Source organism: Pseudoalteromonas sp. CO348 (genome assembly GCF_004208845.1).
GTDB lineage: Bacteria > Pseudomonadota > Gammaproteobacteria > Enterobacterales > Alteromonadaceae > Pseudoalteromonas > Pseudoalteromonas maricaloris.
Genome location: NZ_SGPI01000024.1, coordinates 42,680 through 69,158, shown reverse-complemented (window position 1 = coordinate 69,158; position 26,479 = coordinate 42,680). Strand labels below are relative to the sequence as shown.

17 protein-coding genes are annotated in these 26,479 nt (G+C 44.3%); 6 read left to right on the top strand and 11 right to left on the bottom strand.

What is annotated here, in order from left to right:
• Nucleotide 1: 1 nt before the first annotated feature.
• Nucleotides 2–772 (bottom strand): NAD(P)H-dependent oxidoreductase, encoded by a 771-nt coding sequence (locus EXT48_RS12460; RefSeq protein ID WP_130126718.1) that lies wholly within the window; start codon nt 770–772, stop codon nt 2–4.
• 91 nt (nt 773–863) lie between these two features.
• Between EXT48_RS12460 and EXT48_RS12455 the strand changes: the two genes are divergently transcribed.
• The gene (locus tag EXT48_RS12455; protein WP_130164646.1) at nt 864–1,769 is read left to right on the top strand and encodes a LysR family transcriptional regulator; all 906 of its coding nucleotides are present in this window, start codon (nt 864–866) and stop codon (nt 1,767–1,769) included.
• Here the strand turns inward: EXT48_RS12455 and EXT48_RS12450 are convergent.
• Nucleotides 1,750–3,099 carry an MFS transporter gene (locus tag EXT48_RS12450; RefSeq protein WP_045989630.1) on the bottom strand — a complete coding sequence of 450 codons (1,350 nt, stop codon included), beginning with the start codon at nt 3,097–3,099 and terminating at the stop codon, nt 1,750–1,752. The two genes, EXT48_RS12455 and EXT48_RS12450, sit on opposite strands and share 20 nt — an antisense overlap.
• A 314-nt stretch (nt 3,100–3,413) precedes the next feature.
• Between EXT48_RS12450 and EXT48_RS12445 the strand changes: the two genes are divergently transcribed.
• Nucleotides 3,414–3,617 carry a hypothetical protein gene (locus EXT48_RS12445; protein WP_017217816.1) on the top strand — a complete coding sequence of 68 codons (204 nt, stop codon included), beginning with the start codon at nt 3,414–3,416 and terminating at the stop codon, nt 3,615–3,617.
• A gap of 117 nt (nt 3,618–3,734) precedes the next feature.
• On the opposite strand, the gene EXT48_RS12440 is transcribed toward EXT48_RS12445, so the two are convergent.
• Complete coding sequence (locus tag EXT48_RS12440) at nt 3,735–6,287, bottom strand: Ig-like domain-containing protein (RefSeq protein WP_130164645.1); 2,553 nt, start codon at nt 6,285–6,287, stop codon at nt 3,735–3,737.
• Nucleotides 6,288–6,464: 177 nt separating this feature from the next.
• Between EXT48_RS12440 and EXT48_RS12435 the strand changes: the two genes are divergently transcribed.
• The 3 genes from EXT48_RS12435 to EXT48_RS23705 all read left to right on the top strand — a co-directional run bounded on the left by EXT48_RS12435 (nt 6,465) and on the right by EXT48_RS23705 (nt 7,622).
• On the top strand, nt 6,465–6,938 hold the full coding sequence (locus EXT48_RS12435) for a VOC family protein (protein WP_039492154.1): 474 nt from the start codon (nt 6,465–6,467) through the stop codon (nt 6,936–6,938).
• Between the two features lie 244 nt (nt 6,939–7,182).
• Nucleotides 7,183–7,350, top strand: a complete 168-nt coding sequence (locus EXT48_RS23710; RefSeq protein WP_017217813.1) for a hypothetical protein — start codon at nt 7,183–7,185, stop codon at nt 7,348–7,350.
• A gap of 110 nt (nt 7,351–7,460) precedes the next feature.
• Nucleotides 7,461–7,622: a hypothetical protein gene (locus tag EXT48_RS23705; protein WP_165384104.1), complete on the top strand. Its 162-nt coding sequence runs from the start codon at nt 7,461–7,463 to the stop codon at nt 7,620–7,622.
• 72 nt (nt 7,623–7,694) lie between these two features.
• Here EXT48_RS23705 and EXT48_RS12430 read toward each other — a convergent pair whose 3' ends face one another.
• On the bottom strand, nt 7,695–8,711 hold the full coding sequence (locus EXT48_RS12430) for a UDP-N-acetylglucosamine 2-epimerase (protein WP_130164644.1): 1,017 nt from the start codon (nt 8,709–8,711) through the stop codon (nt 7,695–7,697).
• Nucleotides 8,712–8,824: 113 nt separating this feature from the next.
• A complete protein-coding gene (locus EXT48_RS12425) occupies nt 8,825–9,871 on the bottom strand; it encodes a nitronate monooxygenase (RefSeq protein WP_346654656.1) in 1,047 nt (348 codons plus the stop codon).
• 91 nt (nt 9,872–9,962) lie between these two features.
• Here EXT48_RS12425 and EXT48_RS12420 point away from each other — a divergent pair, with 91 nt between their 5' ends.
• Nucleotides 9,963–10,142 carry a hypothetical protein gene (locus EXT48_RS12420; RefSeq protein ID WP_095727329.1) on the top strand — a complete coding sequence of 60 codons (180 nt, stop codon included), beginning with the start codon at nt 9,963–9,965 and terminating at the stop codon, nt 10,140–10,142.
• Between the two features lie 11 nt (nt 10,143–10,153).
• Here the strand turns inward: EXT48_RS12420 and EXT48_RS12415 are convergent, their stop codons facing one another.
• The 6 genes from EXT48_RS12415 to EXT48_RS12390 are packed head-to-tail and all read right to left on the bottom strand — an operon-like array spanning nt 10,154 to nt 26,469.
• Nucleotides 10,154–14,221 carry a poly-gamma-glutamate synthase PgsB gene (locus EXT48_RS12415; protein ID WP_130164642.1) on the bottom strand — a complete coding sequence of 1,356 codons (4,068 nt, stop codon included), beginning with the start codon at nt 14,219–14,221 and terminating at the stop codon, nt 10,154–10,156.
• A complete protein-coding gene (locus EXT48_RS12410) occupies nt 14,211–18,434 on the bottom strand; it encodes a hypothetical protein (protein WP_130164641.1) in 4,224 nt (1,407 codons plus the stop codon). Before EXT48_RS12410 ends, EXT48_RS12415 begins: the two co-directional genes overlap by 11 nt.
• Nucleotides 18,413–19,165, bottom strand: coding sequence for a hypothetical protein (locus tag EXT48_RS12405; RefSeq protein WP_130164640.1), 753 nt, complete (start codon nt 19,163–19,165; stop codon nt 18,413–18,415). The genes EXT48_RS12410 and EXT48_RS12405 overlap by 22 nt, the downstream gene beginning before the upstream one ends.
• Nucleotides 19,152–21,404 (bottom strand): hypothetical protein, encoded by a 2,253-nt coding sequence (locus tag EXT48_RS12400; protein WP_130164639.1) that lies wholly within the window; start codon nt 21,402–21,404, stop codon nt 19,152–19,154. The genes EXT48_RS12405 and EXT48_RS12400 overlap by 14 nt, the downstream gene beginning before the upstream one ends.
• Nucleotides 21,391–24,495, bottom strand: a complete 3,105-nt coding sequence (locus tag EXT48_RS12395; protein WP_130164638.1) for a poly-gamma-glutamate biosynthesis protein PgsC/CapC — start codon at nt 24,493–24,495, stop codon at nt 21,391–21,393. Before EXT48_RS12395 ends, EXT48_RS12400 begins: the two co-directional genes overlap by 14 nt.
• Nucleotides 24,496–26,469 (bottom strand): hypothetical protein, encoded by a 1,974-nt coding sequence (locus EXT48_RS12390; protein ID WP_130164637.1) that lies wholly within the window; start codon nt 26,467–26,469, stop codon nt 24,496–24,498. It lies immediately after the preceding gene.
• Nucleotides 26,470–26,479: the final 10 nt, after the last annotated feature.

The following is a 26,479-nucleotide window of genomic DNA, read 5'->3' as shown; positions in this document are numbered from 1 at the left end:
ATTAAGCAATATGTGCAGCAATACCCGATTTTCCCATAGCGACTTCGGCTTTTAGTACTTGGCCGTTGATGTAATCGCCACTATTTTGCTTTCGGTAGGGGATTGGCTGTTCACTAAATACGTGTGTTAAGCGCTCTGACCAATTGGCAATTTCATCAGTTATACGTTGATTAGGCTCGCCTTTTGCGTCGAAAATAACATGGTTTTGTAGAACGTCCATACCTGGGAAAAACAAAGTTCCGTGCGTGATCGGAAATAGTAATTCGTCCATTGTGCCGTTTATCCCTAAAGGAGAGTAATCCTCGTATCCACCTCCTGTGGTTACACAAATTAACGCTCGTTTTCCCTGTAAAACTCCCTCGCCGTAGCGCAATTGATTCCCTTTGTTTTGATAGCCGTAAGCAAAGCCATAGGCATAGACTCTATCGAACCAGCCTTTAAGTATGGCAGGCACGCTGTACCACCAAAGCGGAAAATGAAAAATAACCAAATCGGCAGCCAGCAATTTTTGCTGCTCTTGAATAACGTCTTCGGTTAGGGTGTTTGAGTGATATGCCTTGCCAGACGCTGCAATAATCGCAAGTGGTGCTTGTGAGTCATCTTGCGGGAAGTCGGTTGCGTCAACCACAGCCTTCCAGTCCATTTGGTATAGATCTGAAGTTTGAACTTGCAAGCCCATACGCGTTAAGGCTTCGACACTTGTTTTGGCGAGTGTCTGGGTTAAGGAAGTCGGCTCTGGATGTGCCGATATCACTAGTGCGGATTTGGTCATGATAAGTGCTCTGTAACGAAAAGGAGTTGTTACTATCTCTGTAATCTTGCTATAAATGAAATTGAATATTTTTACCCTAGGTATAAATTAAATGGATAGTAAAAAGGTGGACTTAAACCTGCTTCAGACTTTGGTGGTGTTACTAGAAGAGTGCAATGTGACCAAAGCGGCAGATAGGCTGAACCTCAGCCAGCCAGCAGTAAGCACTCAGCTAAGTCGGCTGCGTGGACTATTTGATGATCAGTTATTAGTCCCTATTCATAAAGGCATGCTACCAACTGCCAAAGCGCTTGCTTTGCTGCCGGAGCTTCGCGCTGCGATGAAGCTAGTAAGTAACGTGTTAGTAGAGCATCAAGACTTTATCCCAGAAACGGCCAATTTAACCTTTAAAGTGGCATGTACCGACTATTTACAGTTAGTGGTGATGACAGAGGTGATACGGCGTTTAAAAACCGCTGCGCCGAATATCAAGGTGGTGCTTTGTCACTTAAAAATAGCAACGCTTGCAGCCCAGCTACAACACTCAGAACTCGATTTGGCATTAATGTCGCCGGAATGTGGGCCTGATTCGTTAAGATTTAAAACCTTATATCAAGAGAAGTATGTCTTGATTGGCAGAAAACACCATTCACAGCTAACGTCAGAAATGACAGTCGCAGATTATGTGAAGCTTGAGCATATTGTGGTGTCTTTTGAAGGAAATAGCACCTCAACATTCGTTGATTCAATCTTGCAGCAATATGGTGTATCGAGGCAGGTGATGACGTCAGTTCCCTCATTTTTATTGGTGCCGGAACTGGTGAGAAATACCGAGTTGGTTGCACTTATTCCGGCTCGTCAGGCGTCAAAACTTGGAGCAGATTTTACCCTCGTTGAAAATCCGATACCTGACTGTGCTTTTGACGTCGCTATGGTGTGGCACGAAGTGCAGCATCAATATCCTGCACTCCGTTGGTTACGAGCATTTATTAGCCGGACTATGGCTGAGGTTTGTTAGTCGTTTCGTCCAGCTCCTCGGTTGGCTCACTATTTTGCTCATTGTCGTCGAGTTCATCGTCGTTATCGCGAGGCGCGTCTTCGTCAACGACAAGTAGCTGCTCATGTGCTGTTTTTTCCTCGATACGCGGGTCCATGGTGGCAGCGAGCGGTGAGCTGGTAATATCAGAAGTCGCAGCCACATAGTCGCTAGGCTCTGGCTGCTCGGCTTTTTGTCTCGCGTTGATAAAGTGGAGGAGTAAAAACATAACAACGGTTAGTGCGCTTAACGAAGCGTATAGGGCTTGATGACCAAAATGGGACATGATCTGTGCAATAGCGGCCGAGCCAACACAGGCACCTCCCCCAAACGCCACCAGCAGTGCAGAAGAAACGCCAACACGGTCTTCATCATCAACACGGGAGTTTGCTAGTGCCGAAGAAAGTGGATACATGGTAAATGCAAATAACCCAAAGCCAAAAGTCAGCCAAAGACTGTAGCTTGGGCTCAGTGGAAGCAAAAATATACAAAGAGAAATCAAACCGATAAAAACAGCGTTACTGCGTAGTAAGATACTTCTGCGAACTCGGTCAGAGATAATGCCCATTGGCCACTGTGCAAGCAAACCTGCAAAAATCGTTACCGACATATACATGGCAATTTCTTCGGCATTGAATCCTGATTGGCTGGCAAAAGTTGGGGCAAGGCCATAAAAACTACCATTAATTACTCCGGCAAAACAGACCGCGGTGAGAGACTGAGGCACTTTTTTGAAGTAGGTAAACAGACTGACTTGAATAGGCTTAAGTGGCTTGGGGTGGATCCGCCTCGTCGTTGAAATGGGGATAATTCCAAAGGATAAGGCAACAACAATTAAAAACAGCGGCGCATAGCCAAGCTCAGGAAAATTAGAAAGCGCAAACTGCCCAGTTACCATACCGAGGTAGGAAGTGAGCATGTAAAAAGAAAACACCCGCCCTCGCTGCTCAGGTGCCGCTTGTTCATTCAGCCAGCTTTCGAGCACCATAAAGTTACACATCATGCCAAGACCCACCACTAGTCGTAGTCCAAGCCAAAGATAGATATTGTCACTCACCCCATGTATCGCTACGCAGGCCGTCACTGCCGCTGTGCTTGCCGCAAACGCGCGAATATGCCCAACTGATTTGATCAGGTGGTAGCCTAATTTAGCACCGAGCAACAAACCCAAGTAATAAAACGAGGTAAGCAAGCCGATCCAAAACGTGCTAACGCCGTGCTGGCCTAAATAAAGCGCTAAGTAAGTGGTCAGCAGGCCTGTCCCACCGACTAAGAATAGATTTGTTAAATAAAGCGATGGAAAAGATTTCATATCGACCTTGGGATTCATTATGAATTTGCGTGTAACGCTCTAATAGTAGGGGAGAAATAGTTTATTTCCAAGCAAAAAGCTGTTGGCTGTTTATCTGCCTTGTTTGCTTGTGTCGTTGGCTGATTGCTACATAGCCTAAGTTATAGGGTTATTCAGTGTGGTTCTGGCAAAAATACAGTGATAACACGCGTATAATTGAATTGTTGTTTTAATTGGGTTGAGTGTTTTTTGTTCAGGTGATACAACTTAAGTTCAGGACTAAATTATTACGAGCTAGTTCCTGAATTTATCAATAAAACAAAAAAGGATTACCAATGAAATTAACGGTTAAAAAATTAAAGTCTTTATCTAAAAACAGCCAAACACTTGATTATGCTGCGACGCCTAATGTGGCAGGTGGTTATACAACGAGGCCTGGCACGATTGGTTGTGAAACCACGACTAAAGAGTGTGATCTAATCACCACGGCACTTTGTACAAGCGCTAGATGTGACAACTACACGACTGAAAATTGTTAGCAATCAAGTAAGCAGGATCTGGGCTGTACCTGCCTTTATTTTTTGTATTTTATTGATTAATCAACCTGAGCTCAGCATAACGTTTGACGTACATACCAAGCTCAGGCCAATGTAGTTTTAATTTCCTTGATTCATCTGCGTTAATTTATCGCCAATGGGTTGAGAGAAGTTATAGCCATCGTACTTGTCCCAGTTAATCGACCATGTCATCACGCCACCAAAGTTCGGATAAGTCTTGCTAGGTTGGATAGTGCCACATCCTGTACCTTTGGTTAAACAATCCAAGGCATTGATGATATTGCCGATAGGCGCTTGGCCTGAATTTGCCGACTGTGGACCAGAAGGTAGACCGATGGCTACTTGGTCATCCCTAAGTGGCGCAAAGCGGGTGCCATCAGCAAGATCAAATCCCTCAATCAACATTTTTGCATGGGCAACCATCATGTTTACTGAGCCCTCAGGAGCACTTCCCGGTTCATATGGGTTAGGTAGGCCACCATTGTTGTATAGCTGTACGTGAAGTAAATCTAATGTATCGCGTAGCTCATTTATAAGTGGAATATAAGCGCCCCAAATACCTGAATAGGCAATCATGCCACCATGCACATAGGGATGCTCAGGGGCCATGGTAAGTACCATATTGCCACCAATATTTTGTTCAATTTGCTTTAATGCTCTTGGCAGTCGAGCTTGGATCTGAGAGCCATGCACAAGGTTCGAGCCGCTCTCTAAATCGATATCGAGCCCGTCAAACCCCCATTGTTGAATAATATCGGTGAGGCTAGTGACAAATGCCGCTTCATCGGCATCCGTATTAAGGGTAATTGTGCCTTCTGCACCACCAAGACTTAGCACAAAAACTTTACCTTGCGCTTGTAGTGCCTGCATGTCGGATTTGAATTTTACTGGGTCGATAGGCGGGCAGTTAGACCGAATGTCTTTTTCAAATGGCGTGAAGTGCACTGTACCATTCGAGTTTCTATCATTTTCAGCAAAGGCAATATCGATGATATCCCAAGCATTAGACATCTGATCAAGTGGAATTGGGCAACCAGCTGGATTGACAAAGTTATGCCAATAGCCAATCAATTTGTGCTTTTTACCGATGGGTTTGTCGATGACTTGAACAGTCACGCCGCTACTGGACACCTGATCATTATTGTCGTTGGTGGCCGTAGCATAAAGTGTTTTTGTGCCGATTGAGGCCGGTGCATAACTATATTCGTAGGGTGACGTTGTGTCTGTATTGAGTAACACGCCATCAGCATAAAACTGTACTTGAGTGATTTGTCCAACAAAAGAGGATGCTTGTGCAATCAATTGAGTGGAATTACCCAAGGTAATTTGGCTGCCGCTAGTGGGGGCGAGTAAATCAACGGCAATCGGTTTATCTGTCACATTCACTGTAATTGTTTGCTCGCTTTGATTACTTTCGTTATCCACGGCAATGGCTTTTAAACTCACCGGATTGAGGTCTGTCGGTGTCCAGCTGTGACTAAGCGTTCCTTGATTGGCTGTGGCAAGGAGTGTGTTGCCGGCATAGAGTGACAGTGTAGCAATACTGCCGTCTGTATCTTGAGCACTGACAGAGATAGTGGTGGGCGCATTGACCAAAACAGTACCATTATTGGACGGGCTTTCGAACGTTACGGTTGGTGCGATTGCACAGATCCCTAAATCGCTCCATGCATCGGTCCAATACTGGCCAGCACCTGGCTCATATGCCCATTGCGCGTTTGAGCTACACCAACCTGCAATATCACAGCGATATTTATGATTATTATGAGCGACGAGTTCACCAGTCTGGTAATTTTGTCCAGCGCTGTATGCTCTAAGGCCTAGGCAGCCACCTCCCACTTTTGTTAGCACATCGATGGCAAGGTTTGCCTCACTTACCAAGCCTTGATTGTCCATCGCTTTTACATTTAGTTGGTTTACGCCAACTTGCTCCGCTTGGAATTGGAACTCAAAAGGAGAGGTTGTTAGGTTCGCGACAAGCTGATTGTTCACGCTAATTTCCACTCTCGCAATAGTACCGTCGCTATCTTCAGCTGTGATGCTGATCCCTACCATATCGCCTTGATAGAACTGCTGACCGCTGGCTGGCGCTACAATGGATACGTTCGGTGGTAAATTTTCTCCGCCCGGTTTTACTGTGATCTGTGCTGATTGCGAACTTCCGGTTAGCCCTTGGGCATCGGTGGCAATTGCACTGATGTTGTATTCGCCAAGTACTGCGTTCCAAGTGGTTTGAAATGGTGCGGTAGTGTCCGTTGCGATGACTTGCCCATTTACTAAGAATTCGACATAAGCCAGGTCACCATCGACATCATTGGCATTAGCGGAAAAAACAGCGCTGTCATTTTCGCCCAGCACAGCGCCATTATTTGGGCTGGTGAGTACGACACTCGGCGCTTGACCAGACCCCGTTGCGCAAGCTCCAAGTGACCGCCAGACATCATAAGGACCGGAGTGGCCAGCTGGATTGTCGTTTTGACTGTACCACTTAGCTTCATATGCTTGGTTTTGGGACTGTGTAATATCCCCTTGTCTGTAGACTTGTTGTTCAGACCACTGGGTTAAATTACTACAGTCGTAGGCGTTTGCTTGGCCCGCGAGGATGAGAGCACCGCTCGTCCAAGCCAATCGTAATATAGAAGTTGGTTTCATACTGATCCCTTACATGTTGTTGTGTGTTTTATGAACAAAACCAAATTAGCATATAGGTAAATAATTCGTTAATCAACACTCGAGTTATGAGTAAATCTCATCGCAATTTTAATTCGCATATTTCAAATAATCGGCTAGGTTTAGAGGGAATTTAACGGACTTTATAGGATCCATATCATGGCGACTTCTTCAATTCCTTCCGGTTATCATTCACTCACGCCTTACCTTATTGTGGCTGGTGCAGCAAAAGCTATTGAGTTTTACCGAGCTGCTTTTGGCGCTAGCGTAAAGCTTCAGTTACCTATGCCAGATGGCGGAATAGCACATGCGGAGCTGCTGATTGGAAATTCTTATGTGATGCTTTCAGATATGTGCCCTGATATGCACTTTAAAGATCCCAATGAGCTTGGTGGCACGCCCGTTAGCTTGATGTTGTATGTTGACGATGTGGACACTGTGTTTACGGGGGCAATTGAATTGGGGGCACAGCAAGTCACGCCCGTTTGTGATCAGTTTTATGGTGATAGGGCTGGAACGCTACGAGACCCATTCGGTCATATCTGGACGATTGGCACGCATAAAGAAGATCTCACAGAAACCGAGTTGCTCGCGCGTATGGCTGATTTTATGGATAAACAACAAGATGCCTAGTTGAGGTAAGTTTATCTTATTAGATTGCAGATTTATTAATTTTTTGTTTGTTTTTAATGGTGTGCTTTTTGGAGTTTTTGGTTAAAAGGCATTATTTAACATATGATTAAGGGTTGTCTTAGTGGTGAGGTGAATTTTAAAGTTAATTTTATTGTTAATAATGTTGAATTTTTTATTTTTTCATGGCAGCTTAAGAATTAGTGATAAATTTTTATCACTAAACGACTATTTCAAGGAAATGATAATGAAATTAAAATTAAAAAAATCAGCGTTGAAGCAACTAGATAAAAACCAAAACCTACCTTTACAGCAAACCCCTCAAGTAGCTGGCGGTGCTGAGCCAAATACTAGAATCCCATGCCGTTTAACGGAAACGTTGACTGGTACGGATTACGGTCAGTGCCGTTGTTAGTATAGTCGAACAGTGTTTTAGGTTGGCCTGATGGGATAGAGATCGACTTGTTGGACTATCAACCTTAAACAACATGATTTATAAATTAAGATTAACTCAAGGATAAGAAGATGAAATTAAAATTTAAAAAAACAGCATTAAAACAATTAGATAAACAACAAAGCCTGCCTCAAGAGCAAACACCAAACATCGCTGGTGGTGCAAATAGCCGTATTCCGTGTCGTCCGCCTTTGACGGAAACGGGTAACCAATACTGGCAGTGTGAGTGTTAAAATTAGTGATAAATTAACATGAACAAGCTCACAGTTAAGTGAGCTTTTCTATTTTCGAAAAGTTACCGATTTTCACCTTATCTTCATGTAATTCAGTGCTTTGCGTATTTTATAGCGCCTCAATAAATTAAGTGGTTTACGCTTTAATCCAGCAGCAATTACGGTCTCTGTTGCTGCGAGTATGCGCTCGGCGCTTTTACCATCGCGGTAAGGGTGCACTTGCTGAATATATTGCTCAATACGTTCACTTTGTGCCTCAGACAGATTAAGTGCTTGTTCAACCGCTGCAGATAATTTGCCTGCTTCGGTAATATTGATTAAGGCATCTTGAGGTTGATGATTATTAAAAGTGATAACCGGTTTACCAATTAATAGTGACTCATCAACGGCGCTAGAGGTATCAGAAATCACCACATCGGCTTGCTGAATGAGTGGAATGAGATTGTCATTTCCGGCGATTTCAAAATCGCTGATGGTTTCAAGTTCCATGTACATCTGTTGCCATTGCTGTTTCGTCTTAGGATGAAACTTAAGTTGGACTTTATATTTTCCTGACTCTGCTAGCTGTTTGATTTGTGCATGTAATGCTTCAAGCGACGTGAGATTAGGTGAAAAAGTGGGCGCGTATAATATGACTGGTTTTTCATTCTCTTGCTTGGTGTAATCAAAGTAGGGGTCGAGTTTTGGCCAGCCGGTTTCAATCACCGAGAAATAACCATGTTTTTGTGCGAGTTGGTTAAATGGCGCGGTGGTAATTGGGCCGTGAGTACAATACAAATCGAAGAAACCACGGATCCCAAAGTGACCTTTCTTTTTATATTCTAATCCGTGAAATACTTGCACTTTGGCGCCTGGAAAAAAGTCAGGAACAACGTTTCCTGGTACAAACACTGCTCTGGGATTAAACGCTTTTACGTCCTCTACGCTCAGTAACTCTGCTTCGTCTGGTGCAAGTGAACTTGAATTTACATCTTTACCTTTTAAAAACCACTTCACCACATCACCGTTAGCACGGATAGCGTTTTGGAGGGGTCTTAGAATGGCAAAGCTATATGGCTGCTCAATGTAGAAAAGATAATGTTTAGGCATTGAAAGTCACTTATAAAATCAGAGTTTATGGCCAGCACTTGAGTGGCACAACTAGGGCCAGAGCGATATTAAGCAAATAATACCGCTTTTACCGCATCAATACCAAACATCCGTTACTCGGCTGTACTGTTGCCGATACGTGAATGCACCTCAGTGGCTTGAGCCATCATGTTATCCATTAAGGTTTGTACGGATTCGATTTCTCGAATTAAGCCTTGAGATTGGCCAATAAACTGCACGCCATGGTCTAAATCTCCGTGGATTGTGGCGGCTTCAAGTTTTTCGGTGGCGGCACCAAAGAGCGACAGCATCTTAATTTTATCGAATTGAGATAACAGTCCTAGTAGTAGCTTCCATAAGGGCATGTCGACCATTTTGGCGGCCTTGAATGATTTTATGGTGGCCATGAAAAAGTTCATTGGGCGGCGCGTTGCCTTTTCAGCCATGGGGGTTTTCATTACTCGAGCATAAAGACCATCGAAGTTTTTGGAGTAAATCGTCTGTTCAACGTCTTTTTCTACTACAGTATCTTTGACATGTTGATGCAAAGGGCTTTCTTTAGATGTTGCAAAACGAGAGCCCATAGCAACGCCCTCTGCGCCAAGCGCTAGCGCGGCGATAAGTCCTCGACCATCGGCAAATCCCCCCGCGGCAATCACAGGTATATCGACAATATCGACTATACTCGGCACTAAACACAGTGAAGTTACTTCACCACCATGGGCTGCGGCCTCATGGCCTGTAACTAATAGCGCATCAACGCCAGATTTTTGTGCTGCTAATGCATGCTTTTGCGTCACCACAGTAGCAATGACTTTTCCGCCGTAAGCTTTAGCTGCTTGTACTAGCCAATCGCCTTTTCCTAAAGAAAAATTGATAACAGGCACTTGCTCTTCTAATGCGACTTTGGCATTTTCTTTGGCGCCTGGCATCATTAACGTCACACCAATACCAAAAGGCTTATCGGTGAGTTCACGAATTTTTCGTATTGCTTGACGTGTCTCGTTTTGACTGAGCGGGCCCGTGGCTAAAATACCTAAGCCACCAGCATTGCTCACTGCCGCAACAAGCTCAGGGACAGAAATCCAGCTCATGCCGGGTAATATAATAGGTTTTTCGATGCCAAATAATTCGGTGATAGCAGTTTTCATCATTGTTATTCTACTGGTCAGATGTGTTTATGAGCATAGCTGGAATTTTGCTTGAAGTGAATACTGGTTGTAAGATACCTGTTTAGAAAGAGGAACTAAGATGAACGTAGTTATATTATTAGTGAGTTTAGTCATCGCGTTGGTCGTCTTGATACCGCTGTTGGAAAAGTATCAGCAGCGTTTAGGACTAGATAAAATGCAAAAGTATGCCAAATATGTACTGCCTTTATTAATGGTGACGCTGATCATTAAACTTATCTACGTTTTAGTGGCCGGGTAACAAGCGCCGAGCTATTTTTTGCGGCGCTTACCATTTTGTAACTTCAACCATCCCGGTTTTTGCGAACGATTTAATTCACTTAAAATAAGGGTTGCCTTTTCTATTGTGATCCTAAAGTCGGCGATATCTTTGTATACCTGAACTGCGATTTTTTTCCTTTTTACCGCCGCGCCGGCATCTAAAAATGACTCGACCAATTTATTCAAAAAGCGTGTTAGCGGCGAGCGAGCCCGAGTATTATCTTTACTTTCTAAGCGTTGCGTTTGTTGCTCGAGTTTGCGTTTTATTTGCGTTAATTCGGCTTGGCTGAATTCGCTTTGGGCATTGGGCAACATTTTGAACAAGTCGAGCTTGTCAGCTAAGTATTGGCATTCAATCGCGCTGAGCTCCTCTTGCTGTAAAATTCTACTTAAGCCATTTCTAAACTCAGTTTGTGTCACGCTGCGGCGGCTTAGACGCTCGCAATGCTGATTAAACAACTGCCACTTTTGCCACATGTAAACATAGCCCAGTCCCGCACCTTTGATATTTTGCATGCCGACGATAATTTGGTGCTCATTTGGCAGTGCTTGTTTGGCAATGATTTGGTTTAAGGCGTCAGGCTTGATGTCGCTATCATGCACTAACGTACATTTGAGAGTGGCAAGTTGCTCTGCAAGCGCTGCTGTCTGCGAAAGCCTAGTGTTCAGGTCTTCAACTTCCAAAAGCGACTGGGCAATTGTCCACGCTTCAAAACGTTTTAGAATTAGCTGATGTGTTTCATCTTCACTGTTAAGGTGTGATTGTAGTGAGTCGATACTTGAAAATGCAGATTCAGGCAGCTTGTCTGCCGTAGTATTTAATGATGCAATAAGCGCATCTCGCGATAATGTGAGCCTAAAACGCGTGAGTAAATCGCGCAGTGCATTGTGGTCGTTATTGCTGAAAAGACTATGTAAGAGGTTTTCCTGTGCAACCATAAAGTACTTAAAGAAGCCATCGATATTGGTGCCGATCACCACTATGGCATCAAAATGCAGATCATTGGCCAGAATGTTCGCAAATACTTGCGAGCGCGCTACACGGTCGTTACGATTATTAATTAGTGCAACAATTTGCCCCTGCTTTCCCTGTTCGACGATGTTTAAGCGTTTCCAATTTTCTATCGTTGCTAGGCGTTCGTTGGCAGACATGCTGTTGATAAAGCTTTGACTGATTGCACCAATCTTTGCGGTCGTAAACTGTTGAAGCACGCCAACATCGGGAATAACCCTAGAAGCCGTTTCTTTGAACACATAGTCTTTATTGATGCCAATATATTGCGCCATTTTGCAGACCAGAGCGATGTTATCCGGATGCTCAACATAGGGGTATTTTGCAAGAATATCAGGCGTAATTTGATACCCATCACCCCAATGAATTTGAATGAGCGACGTGTTTTTTTGCTCTGCCGCCAAGTTGAGTACGGAGGCCATATTCTGCTCGGCGGTGAACACTTGGGTGTTGTAGCCCAAAAAGGCGGACATTTCTTTTGCTACATCCAAGCCTGTTGGGCCCAAAATATCTTCATGATCCGGGTAGGCATTAGTAATGGTAGCAAAATTGTCTTTCATCCAGCGCACTAGAATTTTTACATATCTCGGAGTCAGGCCCATACATTCCCACAGGAAAACGTCCGCTTTTACCTGCTTCGCAAAATGTAGCACATCAGCTTGCTCCCAAATACTCGCTTTGTCGAAAGGCCGAAATAGTGGGATCTCATATTGTTCACCAGAAATTTTTGAATAGATAAGCATCGCTTCACAGCCCGTGGTCTTGCTCACGACTCTCAGCGCCAAGCTGCTAAATAAAGCCGACTTCAGCCTCTCGGTTCCTGATTTTCCTCGCGTTCCCCAGCCGCCAATGGACACCGGAATGTGTTTTCGATTTTGTTTTATTCTTTTACTGACATAAATATGCCGAGTCCAAAAGTAGCTAATAAATGCCAGTACAAAGAAAACCAGCTGCGAAATACTATTTTGATAAATGGCATCGACGTATTCTTTAAAACTGCTCCAAATGGTGAGTAGCGCAGAGGTGACACCAGAGCGAGTATAAAGTTGCTGAATGTCTTTCGCGACAGGAAAGGGCGTTTTTGCGATGTCGCCATAGGCACTAAAGCGTAGAGAAAACCCCAGCGTGTTAAGTGCATCCAAATACTTACCTTGCTCAAGTTCGTTGCCTTTTCGTAAGCGGTCTAGCTCTGCAAACTGCCATGTTATGGTCCAGTACGCCTTAAGGCGTCGCCACAAAGTTGATGGCGGAGTAACGGCTAAAATACCATCCGGCGTATAGGTTTTGGCGTCTTCTTTACTGTGGTCATTGGTCAGTACGCTTAGCAAAAAGTCGAGTAATGGTAGATGTGGTCGACTCGTTTGTTCGGCGATATTAAAGAGCAACTCCCCTGGCACTTTTGTTTCGCTAATTTCCGCGGTAGTGCAGCTAGGGACGTGGATCGATACGCTGGGCTTTTTCGCTTTGGTATGGGAATAGCTTTGACGTTTATCGGTACTTGGTTGTCTTATTTCGTGTATTACTCGCCATAATCTTCTTGCTTGACGATAGCCTTGTTGGATACGCCAGCCAGCTTTTGTTTTTGAGGCATTAAGACTTTGACCGCGCTGTGCAATATAAGAAAGTGAGCGGCCCAGTTCATCACGAGACCAAGTTGCCAGTGCGTCACTTTGTTCGTTGGCTTCAAGAGAAGCGTTGAGCTGTGCAATGATGGCTTGATGATAGAAGCTACCTAGCTGCTCTCTGGCTCTGGTGATATAACGGCAAACGGCGATGTTTGTTTCGTTCGATAAGCAGTTATTTAAGGTATCAATAAACCGTTTGAAGCAGAGATCGGCTTGATTTGATTCAAGTTGCATATTCAGCATAATACGCGCGCTTTGCTCAAGCGCTAAGCGCTTGAGCTGCATACTAAAGTCGCCTGTTAGCACACGTTGCCACAGTAAAAATGCAAAATCGTGTTGGCAAAAGCGGTCGGCGGATAACTGTTTTATTAAGGTAAAAAGTACGGCATTCTCATTCTCTTGTTCAAACCGCTTGGCGATTAACTCTTGTGCAAACGATGTGGGATAAAACTCGACAAACTCTAGCGTAACCTGGCGCACCCTAGGTAAGGTGTGCTCGCTGAGTGCACAAAGCATATTGAGATCTTTGTCTGTAAGCTTTGGCTGGCTGACAATAATTTTAGGAAAGATACTCAAAATATAGAGTACTTCGGCATCAACTAGCTGACTAGTTTCAATGTCGTTCGCTTCTTCAAGCAAAGCCCACATGTAGGCACGAATAAAAGTGGGGCGTTGATGTATTAAGATCTCTAAAATATCGACGGTTGCCTGATAGGGCATATTGTCAGACTCAAGCAACTCAATAAGTTTGGCGATAAGATCTGCGTCTAATTCCGAGTCAACCTCATAGTTGTTCAAGGTTGCGACCATATTGACCAGTGCGCGGATCAAGCCATGACGAATATGTTGATTTTGACTATGGGCGAGTAAATTTAAGCAAAATGGCTGTAAATCCAAGCGTTGCCAGGCATTTTCTAGGGTATCGTGGTGAGCACGTAAATATCGATTCGTTAGCGCCCCAAGTTTGGCGATTAAAAATTTAACCTGTTGCTCAATAGCGGCAACTTGATGTTGATATCGAGCAACTACAGCACCTTCGTCAAACCATCGTGAAAAAGCTTTTTTATCTTGCTCTAACGCGGCTTTAGTGGTGCCAAGTTCTTGAGCATAAGCAATAATATGAAGCTCTTTTTCACTGGCAAATTCAGACTTAGCGATACGCTGCACAAATCCGGTGTGGGATACCTCAAGCAGCAAAATTTGCTCATGTAGAGTCTCAATTTTATGGCGCAAAAAGGCGATAGATTGAAGTACCAGCCAGTCGGTTTCATCCTCGTTTTCAGGGCGATTGTAAATGAGTTCCCATGCGCACAATTCGTCGATCAACGCACTGTATTTATGTTGATACAAGTTCAGCCAAAACTTTTCAGTTTCGGCAAAAAATAGGGCTTCTAATTGACTCTTTAAGGCTTCAACGCTCATGTAAATCTTGCTCTAATAAATGACTTAGCTGTAACGATTCAAAAATAATTTCATCGTGAGCATAGGGGGCAAAAGCGGTTTGCTGTAAGTTGCCTAAACGTACTTGTAGCCCAACCTGATGGGTATTGTTAAACCAGTCTTGAGTCCAAGTTACACCTAACCAACCCGCGGTGTTATGACTAAAGTCAAAGCCCGTTTGCCAACCCAATTGAGTTAAGTATTGCCATGTTGGATTAGGACGGTTCTGATCGGCAAATACATAGCTTGATGTTAATCCGGCATGAAAAATATGGCCTTGATAAAATTGATACCAATCAAATGAAAACAGTGCATTGTCGAGCGTTTGCCAATCTTGATTTGACGTCAATGTAACGCCGGAGCTGAAGTAACTATCAACCCAGGGCTGATAGCGCAGCCCAGCATGCGCTTGCCAGCCGTGCTTGTGATTATTACGGTAAAAGGTGTACATATCAGGACCAATTTGCTCGTCTGCAATAAATTCGTCCTTGCTGATACTGGTGTACGTGTAAAAAGGCTGCCACCACCAAATGCTTCTAAAACCGCTGTTATAACGGTGAATTTGGCCAAACTTTGCCGAAATACTAGAGCTTAAATGGGTTTCACTGATTGCCGTTGCATCCTGCCAGCGATTACGCATTCTTGCTTCTGCAAACCAGTTCGACTGTTTCGAGAGCCAATCATATTGACCATTGATGGAGAAAGTGTCTTGGTGATGATTATCCATCGTGTAGAAAGTATCGATGCGGTACCAGTTATTTTCATCCTTCATTCTCAGTGATAAACCTAAATCGAGTGTAGTACGGCTAGGGCTAGGCTCCGTTGTCTGTACAATGTCGTCGCTATCAATATTCAAAAAGCCTTCGATGCCAGTGCGACTCTCATCAGTTTCAATGCGAGCCTGCTGAAATACGGGTTCAGCACTTGTTGGTGTTAACTGTTGCTTGGTTTTTAAGAACATTGGCACTTCAGGTACTAGGTTAACGCGGTGCAATGTTGGACTTAACGTCCAGATAGACATGCGTGCTAACGTTTGCTGCTGTTGGCCGGTTAGTGATACTTGTCCTGCCGGGTGAAAATAGGTGGCTTCATGTCTAATACCATCGGCAAAGGTTTCAATTTTAATCAGACTATCTCGAGTTAATTTCGCCGTGATTGGGGTTGTTTCATCAGAGCGATAAAAAATTTGCCTCGTATCCAATGGGATATCATGCCATTGACCTTGGTCGAAGTATTGCGGACGTATGCTCACACTTTGTCCTGATAGAGGGTTGAGCCAACGCAATTGCAATAGTCCCTGTTGCGTCTCAACTTGTTTAATGCCGTAATAGAGTGGTTGCATTGGCTGCAGCGAAATCACATCACCTTGATTTGGCCCCACTAGCTCTACATTAGCAGGCGGTGCCACGATTTGCCTGGCAGAAGAGTAGGCAAACTTTACCCTTACTTGCACTTGTTGATACTCAGAAAAATCAATAGTCAGTATCTCATTTGTTCTGAGCGGCAGGCCCGACGGCTGATTTTCAGTGAGGTGTGCGGTGATCTGGTCACCAACGCTTTGCGCCGCAAGCGTATCAACTTTTACCTTTTGTGTGCCAACATAGCTAGTGTATTGTTCCGCAGCAAGCCATTGACCATAGCGCATCAAGCGGGCATATAAATCGGTTAAAACGGCATCATCCGATAAGCTTGGGTGCAGACGTTGAAGGACCCTGTTGTAGCTTTCGTTAGACAATGTTTGCTGGCTCAATTGATACAAGGCATTTATCGCAATTTCTTTAGCGCTTAGCTCATTTGCTATGCGCCCATCAGCGCTGCTAACCAAGTGTGCAGACTTATCTACAAAAGCCTTAGTATCAGCGGTGTCTGGTTGCACCCGGATCTCTACAAACAACTCATTATTACTGAAAAGGGTGAGACTTTCATTTGCCGCTAATTGAATATATTGCTGCGATGCAATAGATAATCGAGTGGTTTGTGGCTGCAATTGTAAGTTTGCTGCAATATCACTAAAGATGGGTAAAATCCGGGTTTTGGCGTTGTGTTCATACAGCAGCCATTGAGTATTTTTGTATTCTTGTCCTTGGTACGCAGCACGTGCACTTAGCTTGACCGTCAAAGGCGTTTTAGCAACTAGTTTGATGGGTTTACCTGAACCTAGCGGGTACAGCTCAGTTTGATCATCCATTGACTCTACGACTTGTAAACCGTAGTGATTAAGGCTGTATTGAGGCTGGGTCAGTTCGTTTGTTTGAATTGCCGCGACTTGTTCGGCTTGTTTTGGTGTTAATGCCATTTGCTGGCTTGTCCACAGCGCTTCTTGTTGAAGGCCGGAGTCAAGTAGGTGCGTCAACAGGATATCATCGCATTGATATTGTGTGATATCGCTTTCGTGGGCAGCGCATAATAGGCTAGCTTGGATATATTCATTCAGCGCTAAATATCTCGTGAGTAGTTCATTGGCGGCGTACTCTCTTAAAGATTGAGCGGTGCTTTTAAGCAGCGATTTTAGTAACACCTCGGCGTTTCCACTGCGTTCTAGCTGAGTCAAAATAGCAATATTAAGTTGCCAAGCCATTAACGTAACTTGCTCACTATGCCCACTCAAATACGGCTTCAGTTTCGCAAGCGCCATGAGTGGTTTGGTCTTTGCTACCATTTGCAGTTCCGCAAGTACTTTAGTGGCAGTAAACTGGTCGTGGTTGTCTGTCTTAACACTTAGTTCCGGCGCACTCAGCCCGCTAAGAGATAAATAGTAAGTGTCCGCTCGATTTTGTTTGCTTCTTGCCAGCAGACCTTGAACGAGTGACCCTTGGCCTATCGCTTCTTGCGTCATGGTCAAGAAGTCGGGAAATGGTTGTAAGCGGTTTACTGCTACAGCGATATCAAGCGCTTGCTTAGCTCCTTCAATCATCACAACTTTGGATGCTGGATTTATGTGTAGGGTAAGTCTTTGAAAATGACTGCTAGGCGCAACAAGCAGCGTATGTTGGCCATGCCCGCTGGAGATGGTTAAGTGCTCTTGCGTTCTTGCTCGAACATACAAGGTAATTGCATTATCAACTCTCAGTATATTCTCAAGATGATACTTCAGTGGTTGAGACGAGGTAATGTAATTGACTCGCTGAGGGCTTGAAGTGAGCAGCACTTGCCCAGCTGCGCTGCGGCTGCCCAGTGTTACTCCGCTTAGCGCAACATGATGAGTGAGAGGTTGAGGGGAGCTTGGCGTTAAAAAATACACCGTAGAGGCAATATCGTTAAGCATTTGCTTACGTTTGACTGCCAACGCCGTGTCAGAAGCGCTAAAAGTAAGTGGGGAAGTATCACCATTCATGTAAAGGGCGCTGAGCTGCTCGTTCAGCTGTTTATTCCAATACGGATTAAATAACGACTCTTGCTGCTTTATTCCTGCATTGTCATCGTAAATACCACGGTGCATTTGTAGTAAGTTAAGGTAGGTAGGCACCGATGTTGTGATAGTGAGATAACTACCTTGCGGGACGGCAATATAATCTTGGTTAGACAAGCCGATTTTAGGCTCAAGGTACTCATCCGCTTGGATATCTGATATTGCAATGGTGCTGATAACTTCACCGTTGACTTTAATTGTGACAGTACCGTTTTGCGCAATCGCGTGTAGATCTTTTCGAACCTCTAGTTTGAGCTTTTTGGCGTGTTCAAAGAATACGCTTGTCACTTGTGTAGGTTGTAGATAAAACCAGCGCTCTGTATCTTGCGCTAATTGCAGTGTTTGGTCGTCAAGCCCTGGCAGTCTGAGCGCTCTTCGATACGGATCTCTGTGGCTGTGCATGCTGCCTTGCCAAAGCGTGAGAGATTGAGCGTTATCACCGGTGTAAGCAACCTGAATTAAGCGGTTTTGTGCAGTTGCACTCAGTTGGCATCTGGATTGAATACATAACCAATCGGACGTTGGAATGGCACGTCGTAGCTTTGGAGTTTCCCCTGCAAAAAATTCGAATGTATCGAGGGCACTTGGTGTTGTGACTAACCATGCGTGACTTGGCAAAAACAGCCACGCTTTTTGCCGAGGTGCAAAGTGCTTGTTAGCATTGGCTTGGATAAATTGCATACGTGACAGATCAACCCATTGGGCAGCCGTTTGTATCCCTACCTCATTGGCTCGGGATATCGTTGCAAACAGCAGTAGTGTCATTATAAAAGTGATTGCACGCATTTAGTAAACTGCTCTAGTTGTTGATTGTTATTAATTAATTGCTTTCTTGTTTGATAGCTTAGCTCAATATGGATAAAGCTATATTCAGGAAGCGCAAGCTGATGCATGATATTTTGCGTCCCGCCAAGTTCTTGCACTTCTTGAGGGTAAATCAGCGCCCGATAACCTTGCTTAACAAGACAAGACTTCAACTTCCATAGTGTGTCGTCATTTGTTTTGCCTTGGCTCAAAATTATTTCGCTTAGTTTACCGCCGTCGGTTTTTCGCTTCTTTTGACTAAACCCATGTATTTGGAACACTTTTGCTGTTGGGTGTAAAGATGTAAAAGCTACGATAGCTGACGCGTGAATATTGTGAGGTTGCTTGGCGTAATCATAGGTTTTACCGGTGTCGTTGTTATCGTATCTGTGTTTTGTATTGCTCAGTAACACTTGGCAACTGTGCTGGAAAATGTGCGCACCAATGGTCAGCGTATGTTTATCATGAAAGCGATGTGGAACAGACACCACGCAAGGCCGATGCTTTGGCGCATACGTGACTTCGCCGTGCACTTCACTTTGAGGCTTTGGCGTCAATGTAAACTGCTCTGCTTGGTGCGTAAATTGCCAGCCATCGAGCGCTACGGGTTGTTTAAACCAGTGCGTCATTTTGCTGCTGTCTGGAATTGCAGCGTTAACATTCAATGACAAGCACAATGCAATGTAAAGTGCGTAGCGACTAAGGCGTTTCATCTTGCCACCAGTTTAATGTTGCATCAGGTTGTTCATGTTCCTCTAATACACTTATCCAAACATCATGTGAAAAGCTAAGCGTCATGGTTTTAGGCGATGTTAAGTCTTGAAACAGCGGCAAAGTAATACTTGGATACTCGTACAGATCTGCATGATTAGGGTTAAAAAACATCCTCGTTTGTGCTGGGTTTAAGTGTAGTACAAAGTGTTTAGCTAAAATCGTGTATTCATCGCTTGGGGTGATGACCTTAGTGCTATCCAGAGCGGTTGCTACCGTGATTTCAGCTTGAGGTTCGGCACTAAACACTTTGACGACCAAAGCGTTAGGTTGCAAATTATTCTCACTAACAGCAACGGTAAGTGGCGTTGTTTTTGCCACTTTGTACAGGCGGATCTTCCGCACGGTTCTTGGAAGCCCTTGATTGATGAAAAGTGCTTGGGTGTTCGCTAACTCCTCTATTTGTAAGCTGTTTAACGGAACTTCAAATAGTGTAGGTTTATGCTGTTGCTTCACAATCACACTGCTTGGGTAGCTTGTTGCTTTACCGAGCTTAAAGAGTGCAGATTTGGCTACCTGACGATATTCGAACTCCATTTGCGGTACTGAGTTATCAAAGTAAGCTTGCTCAATGGGCACCAACGCGATATCCGATACAGCTAAAAGCTGATCTAAGTCTTTGGAGCGGTATTGAGGCAGCAACTCAGGTACTTCAGGTGGCGCTTCAAATAAGCGCACCGATGCTATCTGCTTTTGAGTGTGAAAGAGATAATGGTTGTCGGCCCTTTGGCTAAACCATGCGTCAATCCCCTGATAAATTGGGCTTTCAGGGTCGCACACTGGGTCACAGCGATGATTCAGATAATTAAATGTTGGGCTGCGGGCTTGCAGCTTCACCATCGCGTCTTCGGCTTCAATTTTGATTTGATTAACGTTATCTGGTATTGCCAAATAACGCTTCTCTGCGGTTGGTAAGGTTTGTCGCTCCGTGGTTTCAGTTATCAGTCTATCAAACAAAGCTTGCTCCGCCGTTGCGGTAAAAACATAGTCCTTGATCCGCTCATTGTTGCTATAGAGGCTCACAGAGAGAGTGCTGCCAATGGGCGCGCGCCATTCTAAAGCGATATCGCTTTTAGGAGAGACTTGATAGTAAACCGGCGTTTGCGCGTTGAGCATATAATAATAACTATGCAACGGGACTATAGGGTCGACGCCATTGCTAAATACCCGAATGCTGGTGGGGGCGCTTGCGCTTATGGTAACAAGGCCTGCTGGTAGGTTGCTTAGTCTAGCTTGGGTAGTGGATAGCATCTCAGGCGTTAGTGGCTTTGGCGCGTCGAGTTGGCGTAAATCGTGCCAAACAAAAGTAAGATTTGCATTCTCGGAATGGCTTAATAAATATTCCGTGTGTTCATAGACGCGAAAACTTGCGCTTAGCTGCTCAGAAATAAACAAACTGTCTAAGTCTAGCTGGGTCGAAAAATCATGATTAAGCACATTGTAGGGCAGTGACTCGTATAACAAGTCAGCACGAAAGTCGATGTTAGGCACGCCCTGTGGCGCTAGCTTTTGCCAATCTAACATGACCGAATTGTATTTTTCTTCGTTGGTTAAGGCGTTTTCACCTATGGTGTGGTAATTCGTCATGCGTTCACGCCATTCGGTTGGCCTTTTCAGCCATGCTTTGGCGGGGTCGGTAATACTGTTACTGGTTTGGGCATGGACACGTACCACCACGCCTTTAAGCTGAGCATTTTCTGGTATTAGCTTTAACGTGATGGTTGCAGCCTGTTGTAACTCTTCGCGATTTAAATAAAAGGATTGTCCAGACGCCACGGCCAACGCTTCACGGTTTTCAATGATCTGTTTTACCTGTTGCTGAAAGTCGTTCGAGGCGGCTTTAGCTGCATGATGATAAGTACCGCGATAAATAATCGCTCCTTTTGCATCAAGTAACTGATATTCAATAGCATAGTTGACAGGCTGATCATCCAACGGCTGCGATTCGAATATTCCATTAGACAACACCCGAACAGACATGGTCCGAGACGCAGAAAAGGAAAACTTCAGTGCACTGTCGGTTTTTAGCCAATGAACATTGGAGCGGATATTAAACAGGGTAGAGGTATTTGAAGGCTCCGCCGATTTTACCCACACAAATAAAGTGACGGCGAACCAAACAAAAAGTAGCAGCAGAGCCGTAAAAATAGCAAATCGTAATATCTGCTTAATCCAGTACATAACGCCCCTCATGAACCGCTTTTGCATAAGTGGCTAAATCAATAACACGATTTCTTCTTGGTAAGTATAGCGCGAGCAGTGCGTTATCTCGGGTAAACATTAATCCCAGCTCACCATTTCTATGCGTGCTAAAGGCGCTTATTTTACACTGGCTTTCAAATTGACAAAGTGCTTGGAGCACAGGTAAATGTTGGGTGGTGGCATAGCGCCCTGTGGCCACTTTAAGTGCGTCAATAAATTGCGCACTGGCCTCATGCCAATCATTTGGCGAGAGGGCAAGCAAATCGATTACTTTGAGCTTAGGTGTGTGTGCAACGGCTAAAAGGCGTTGCAATAAAGCGTCCTTGGTAATGGCGAAGTGCGATTTAAAATCCGATGCCAGCCACAGTGCCGCTAACTCACTCTTTGGTGCGAACAGCTGATATCCCGACTGTGGTGTGGTACCGAGTTCTAAGCCTCTTGTTGCTTGTTGTCCTGAAACGGTTTGAGTATTAACACCAAGATCAGCTAGCACCCTTTGTAGTGTAGCAATGGTGTCATTATGAATAGGGTTAGGCGTTGTAAATTGGTACGCAAGCGCTGAAGGTCTGATGCTTGCAGGCGCGCTATGACTGCGGATCTGTAAATTAAGTAAGGGGTTGTCATAAAAGTAGCGCTGTGCACTTTGATACACCACATTAAATAATGACCGCACGTTGTCGGCTGCCATTACATTTGCATCTATGCTGGTATACGGATGAGCACCAGCGATTGCCAGTAACTTTGCATGGGTGGCCGTAAACAACTGCCCAGAGAACTCCAGCGTGTTACTTTCAAAGAGTGGTCTAGGCACCGCAATGGTGAGGGATGGTTTAGCCAGCAAGGCAATAAAGTACACCCCTTGACCCAAATCATAGGCAGATTTGGTATCTAAAGGAGAAAGCGCAACGAATTGCCCTTGATTATTTTCAACTAAAGTTAATTGGTACTGTAATAGGTTTGCTACGCGATTTATCTGACTCAGCCTTACCTCAAGCGTTTCTGGCGTTGTTACTATCTCAAGGTTTTGGGTGATAGCAAATAACGGCCTTAACACTTCATATTCCCACAATGCAGCACTGGTATCGCTCAGTGCACTAAATGCACCGCTGCCTTTGGCGCTAATGTGACTTGAAAATGCTTCAATAAGTGCCTGTATGCTCTCATCGCTTGTGCTTATTTTATCTATGTCTTTGTCGATGCGTTGCAGGCCATATGCGCTTAGCAACGACGAATAGCTATCCGAGCTTAAATACGCCTCAATCATCTGTCCATGGAATTGGCTGTAAGGTAAAGGCGCATTTGCCGCGAGACCAAAGTGTGCATCGTTGATGTTAAACAAGGTAGCAAGTTCAGATTGTTGCACTGAGCTTGGCACACTGTTAAATATCCACATCTGTGCGTCTTCTTTTAAACTGTGTTGGTGCATCAATTGGCTTACTTGCCGATTAATTTCTCTGAGTTGGACGACCTCTGGAATATCCATCGCCATAAAAAAGTCACTATAGAACTCGCTTTGTTTACCGTTCTTATCGCCACTTTGGTTAGGTCGCGCATTGCCAAACGCCATTGCCTGGCTTTGCCAGTAGGAAAACAATATCCCACCAGCCTCACTGGCAAGCCGCTCTGCAGTGGGGTAGGGGACGCTGATGATATGGGCTTTTTGAGCAGCTAAATTAATGATAAACAGACCGCGCTTGTGATCTTGTTGATTGTCTTTTATTACTAAAAATTGTGTTGTACGTTGCAAAGAAAAGTCGGCTTGACGCAGTAAGGTGGCGGCCTCGACATAGTGTGACTCACTATCCTGCTTAAGCAACCTAATTGCTTGTTTAAAGTGGCTACGTTGCTGCTCGGTCACATATTGGCTGACATTAACGTTAGCCGCATTTTGAGTATACAGCTGGCTCTTGTAATTACTGATCACTTGGCCGAGCGTTAAATCGCTGGCTGTTTCATTTATCGCTAATGTATTACTTTGTACGAATAGGCTTGGAATAACCATAATTGCAAAACCGATACAGATGGCGATAAAGCCACCAACAATTGAAGTTTGAAAAGTTGCACGGATCACAAGGCCTAGCGCATTTTTTTGGTAAATTTTAAGGGCGAGTAAGGTCGATAGCATGTAGCCAAAAGCAAAGGTATCGGTCACTTTTAAGGTTGGGAAGTAACCGACGACAACGTAGTTTAAAATCAGTTTGTAGACAAAGCCGATATTAAAAAACAGTAGCATGAGTCGCGCGCCTTCGATATTGGCGTGTTTTAAACGAGTAAAGTTTAAGACTACATATCCAAAGACTAAAATAATCGCTGTTTCTACGAATGAGGTGAGCAGCTTAGTGGGTTGCATCAGTTGCAGAGCTAGCAGCGCTGGCAGCATAATGCCATTGAATTCCCAGCCGTACTTTAAATTAGCCCTTGATGCGATAAAAGCGGTGATCACCAAGATAATATAAGCTTTAGGGGCTGCAATAATGGAGGCCGCAACAGCTTCGTACATGACGGCAAGATTGGCAATGCTAAAGTTGGTGAACGTCATCAATCCAAAACGAATGATGATATAGGTAACAACCAACTGAATAGCGGTGACTTTTATGCCATATTTAAAGCCGCCATTCCACATTACATTGGCGGTCAAGGCGATGATAATCAGCCCGAGGCTATACAGCTGTGCGGCGTAATCAAAGGTGATGTCCCATTGTGTTAAGTACGCGGCGACCAGCGGCCAAAACAGCACATCCATGGTAACTCGAACAATAATGCTTAACAAAACGATGGCAAAAAATCGGTCACGGCCAAACATTTCTGCATAGCCCAGTCTCTCAACAAGTGTTTTGGCAAAAAACCGCATTAAGCCATAAACAACAATGGCCTCAACAATGATCACCCAAGCCGATGTTGGGCTCACGATAAATAAAGGGACTAGGTAACCTGGCACCACTAAACCAGTTAACGGGAAGCCAAACCTAAGATTGAAAAATGCGACAACCGCGATGCCTATCCAAACACACGTGATAACGGACTGCCCAAGTCCGCCCGCACTTGGGAATAGCATCAGCGTCCAGTCCATCTATTCCTCATCCCACTCTTCAGGCAAAAGTTGCTCGTTAACCGCAAGCTGCTCTGACAAGTGTGTTAAAAAGGCTTCTTTATCATCTAGCTGAGATAACTGCTCGCCAAGGTCAATAAATTCAAATAACACCCCGCTGGTTTCAAATGGGGTACTAGCGTTAAGGCTGGTTGATTGTTTGAGTAAGGCGCGAATGCTTAATAAATAAGTTCGATTGTCTAAATATACGGGTAATACGATTTTGCCACGTTTTAAGGTTAAATAGCGCAGCTTTCCTTTAGCTTGTTCACTATCCATCTCGGTACAGCGACAAAGTAAGTCTAAGGCGGACATGTCGAAAATAGACAGCTTATGCTCTCTTGCAAAGCGTTCAAGAGATTCATTTACCTGCACAATTTGGCCAAATAAGTTATATAAAATACTGGCACTGTGAAGCTGGTTGAAGACATGCTCCAGTGAGGTGAGCTTTTGATCCATCTCATTAATTGCATTTTTGATTTTATGACTTAGTGGCTCTTTCAGAGAAAAGGTCAGCGCCCGAGTCAGTGTGCTTTTGAGGTTTTTTTGCTCAGCAGAAAACACTTTATAGTGGAATAATAATTCACCAATTTGATGTGCAAAGAGATTTACATTTTTAATAAACGCTTGCTCATCAAAACTGTCTTGAGGAGTGACGGTTAGCGCCCAAAAACCCCGAACATCTCCTGCGTACATCAAGGGTGCAATATACTGCTGCTCATCTTCCGCTAGATGTTGGAAGAAAGGGCGGGTAATTTTGATAGCACCAAACGCTTTGATTGCATCGGAATAAGGTACTCGCTCGTAATCTCGTCGCATCTCTAAGATATCACTGAGCTGACAGTGTATTGCGCGTATTTCAGTTACTCTGTGGTCACCCTCTAAGCGAGTGAGAAAGATACTTCTTCTCAGATTAAGCTGCTGATTAACTAGTTGGATGATTGCATCCCAAGGTTCATTATGCTCGAGAAAGTGCCGTGGTAGATATCGACCCATCATACGTTGTTGGATCAGGGCTATCAGAGATTTTAAGTTTTCTTCTTCTGACCATTTCAAAGAGATAAACACCCAAAGTAGCGTCAGCCATATCAAAGATAGCAGCTCACCAAGCGGCAATAACACGGAGTACCAATGATGCGCAGCAAGGCCACTTATGATCAGTAATATGCTGGTGGATATCGCAATGATGACATTGGTCTTGGTCGCATTTCTTTGGTACCACACTAAGAAAAATATTGATGCTAGTACCATGAGTGCGACTATCGTCACTTTATTTAAAGGCTGAATAAAGCTGTCGGATGCAAAGCTATTGGCGATAAATGCCTGTAGGTAAACTGGCGGAAGTTCTTGCGCGCCAAAATAAGCATTACTATTTAAGCGTGAAAACTTTGAATGCTGAGCAACTAAGATGACCTTTTCGCTGAGTTGTGCTGTGAATAGGTCACCGTCAAGTACTCTCTGCGCACTGAATTTTGGTAGTGAATAATAAGGCAGCGAGTAGTCTATGATTTTGTTGAGGTATTCACCATGCTGCGGGAATATTTTATCCCACAGTATGTCACACTTGTTTGCTGGTGGTGCGAGGCTGATTGCACTGCCATACCAATTTTCTGTTTCCAACAGACAAACCGATTGTGTATTGAATGGATAGTAAATCGAGCGGTCGTTTTGCTGTGGTGAAAGTTCGGTATTTGCAAAAAACACAACGGCTTTTGGTTGATAGTCAGAGAGTATTTTTGCCAACTGCTGATGTTGTTGCTGTAAGTTTTCTGCTTCAATCACGACTACTTGCGTTGCTTGTGTGGTGTTGAGCTTAGAAAACCATTGTAATCCAATTAGGTTTACCTGCTTATATAAGCCGGACGCCGAGGCGATCAACAAAATAGCGAATAAGCTCATAAATAGCCAAAACTCACGTTGGCGTTTTATAAAGTTTAATTGACTAAAAACCGACATGCCTTTTCAC

Bases quoted from the DNA above. Each gene is read 5' to 3' on its own strand.
- EXT48_RS12435 (WP_039492154.1), top strand. From the start codon at position 6,465: ATGGCGACTTCTTCAATTCCTTCCGGTTATCATTCACTCACGCCTTAC.
- EXT48_RS12400 (WP_130164639.1), bottom strand. From the start codon at position 21,404: ATGTACTGGATTAAGCAGATATTACGATTTGCTATTTTTACGGCTCTG.
- EXT48_RS12410 (WP_130164641.1), bottom strand. From the start codon at position 18,434: ATGCGTGCAATCACTTTTATAATGACACTACTGCTGTTTGCAACGATA.
- EXT48_RS12420 (WP_095727329.1), top strand. From the start codon at position 9,963: ATGAACGTAGTTATATTATTAGTGAGTTTAGTCATCGCGTTGGTCGTC.
- EXT48_RS12395 (WP_130164638.1), bottom strand. From the start codon at position 24,495: ATGGACTGGACGCTGATGCTATTCCCAAGTGCGGGCGGACTTGGGCAG.
- EXT48_RS23705 (WP_165384104.1), top strand. From the start codon at position 7,461: ATGAAATTAAAATTTAAAAAAACAGCATTAAAACAATTAGATAAACAA.
- EXT48_RS12415 (WP_130164642.1), bottom strand. From the start codon at position 14,221: ATGAGCGTTGAAGCCTTAAAGAGTCAATTAGAAGCCCTATTTTTTGCC.
- EXT48_RS12430 (WP_130164644.1), bottom strand. From the start codon at position 8,711: ATGCCTAAACATTATCTTTTCTACATTGAGCAGCCATATAGCTTTGCC.
- EXT48_RS12455 (WP_130164646.1), top strand. From the start codon at position 864: ATGGATAGTAAAAAGGTGGACTTAAACCTGCTTCAGACTTTGGTGGTG.
- EXT48_RS23710 (WP_017217813.1), top strand. From the start codon at position 7,183: ATGAAATTAAAATTAAAAAAATCAGCGTTGAAGCAACTAGATAAAAAC.
- EXT48_RS12450 (WP_045989630.1), bottom strand. From the start codon at position 3,099: ATGAAATCTTTTCCATCGCTTTATTTAACAAATCTATTCTTAGTCGGT.
- EXT48_RS12460 (WP_130126718.1), bottom strand. From the start codon at position 772: ATGACCAAATCCGCACTAGTGATATCGGCACATCCAGAGCCGACTTCC.
- EXT48_RS12405 (WP_130164640.1), bottom strand. From the start codon at position 19,165: ATGAAACGCCTTAGTCGCTACGCACTTTACATTGCATTGTGCTTGTCA.
- EXT48_RS12445 (WP_017217816.1), top strand. From the start codon at position 3,414: ATGAAATTAACGGTTAAAAAATTAAAGTCTTTATCTAAAAACAGCCAA.
- EXT48_RS12440 (WP_130164645.1), bottom strand. From the start codon at position 6,287: ATGAAACCAACTTCTATATTACGATTGGCTTGGACGAGCGGTGCTCTC.
- EXT48_RS12390 (WP_130164637.1), bottom strand. From the start codon at position 26,469: ATGTCGGTTTTTAGTCAATTAAACTTTATAAAACGCCAACGTGAGTTT.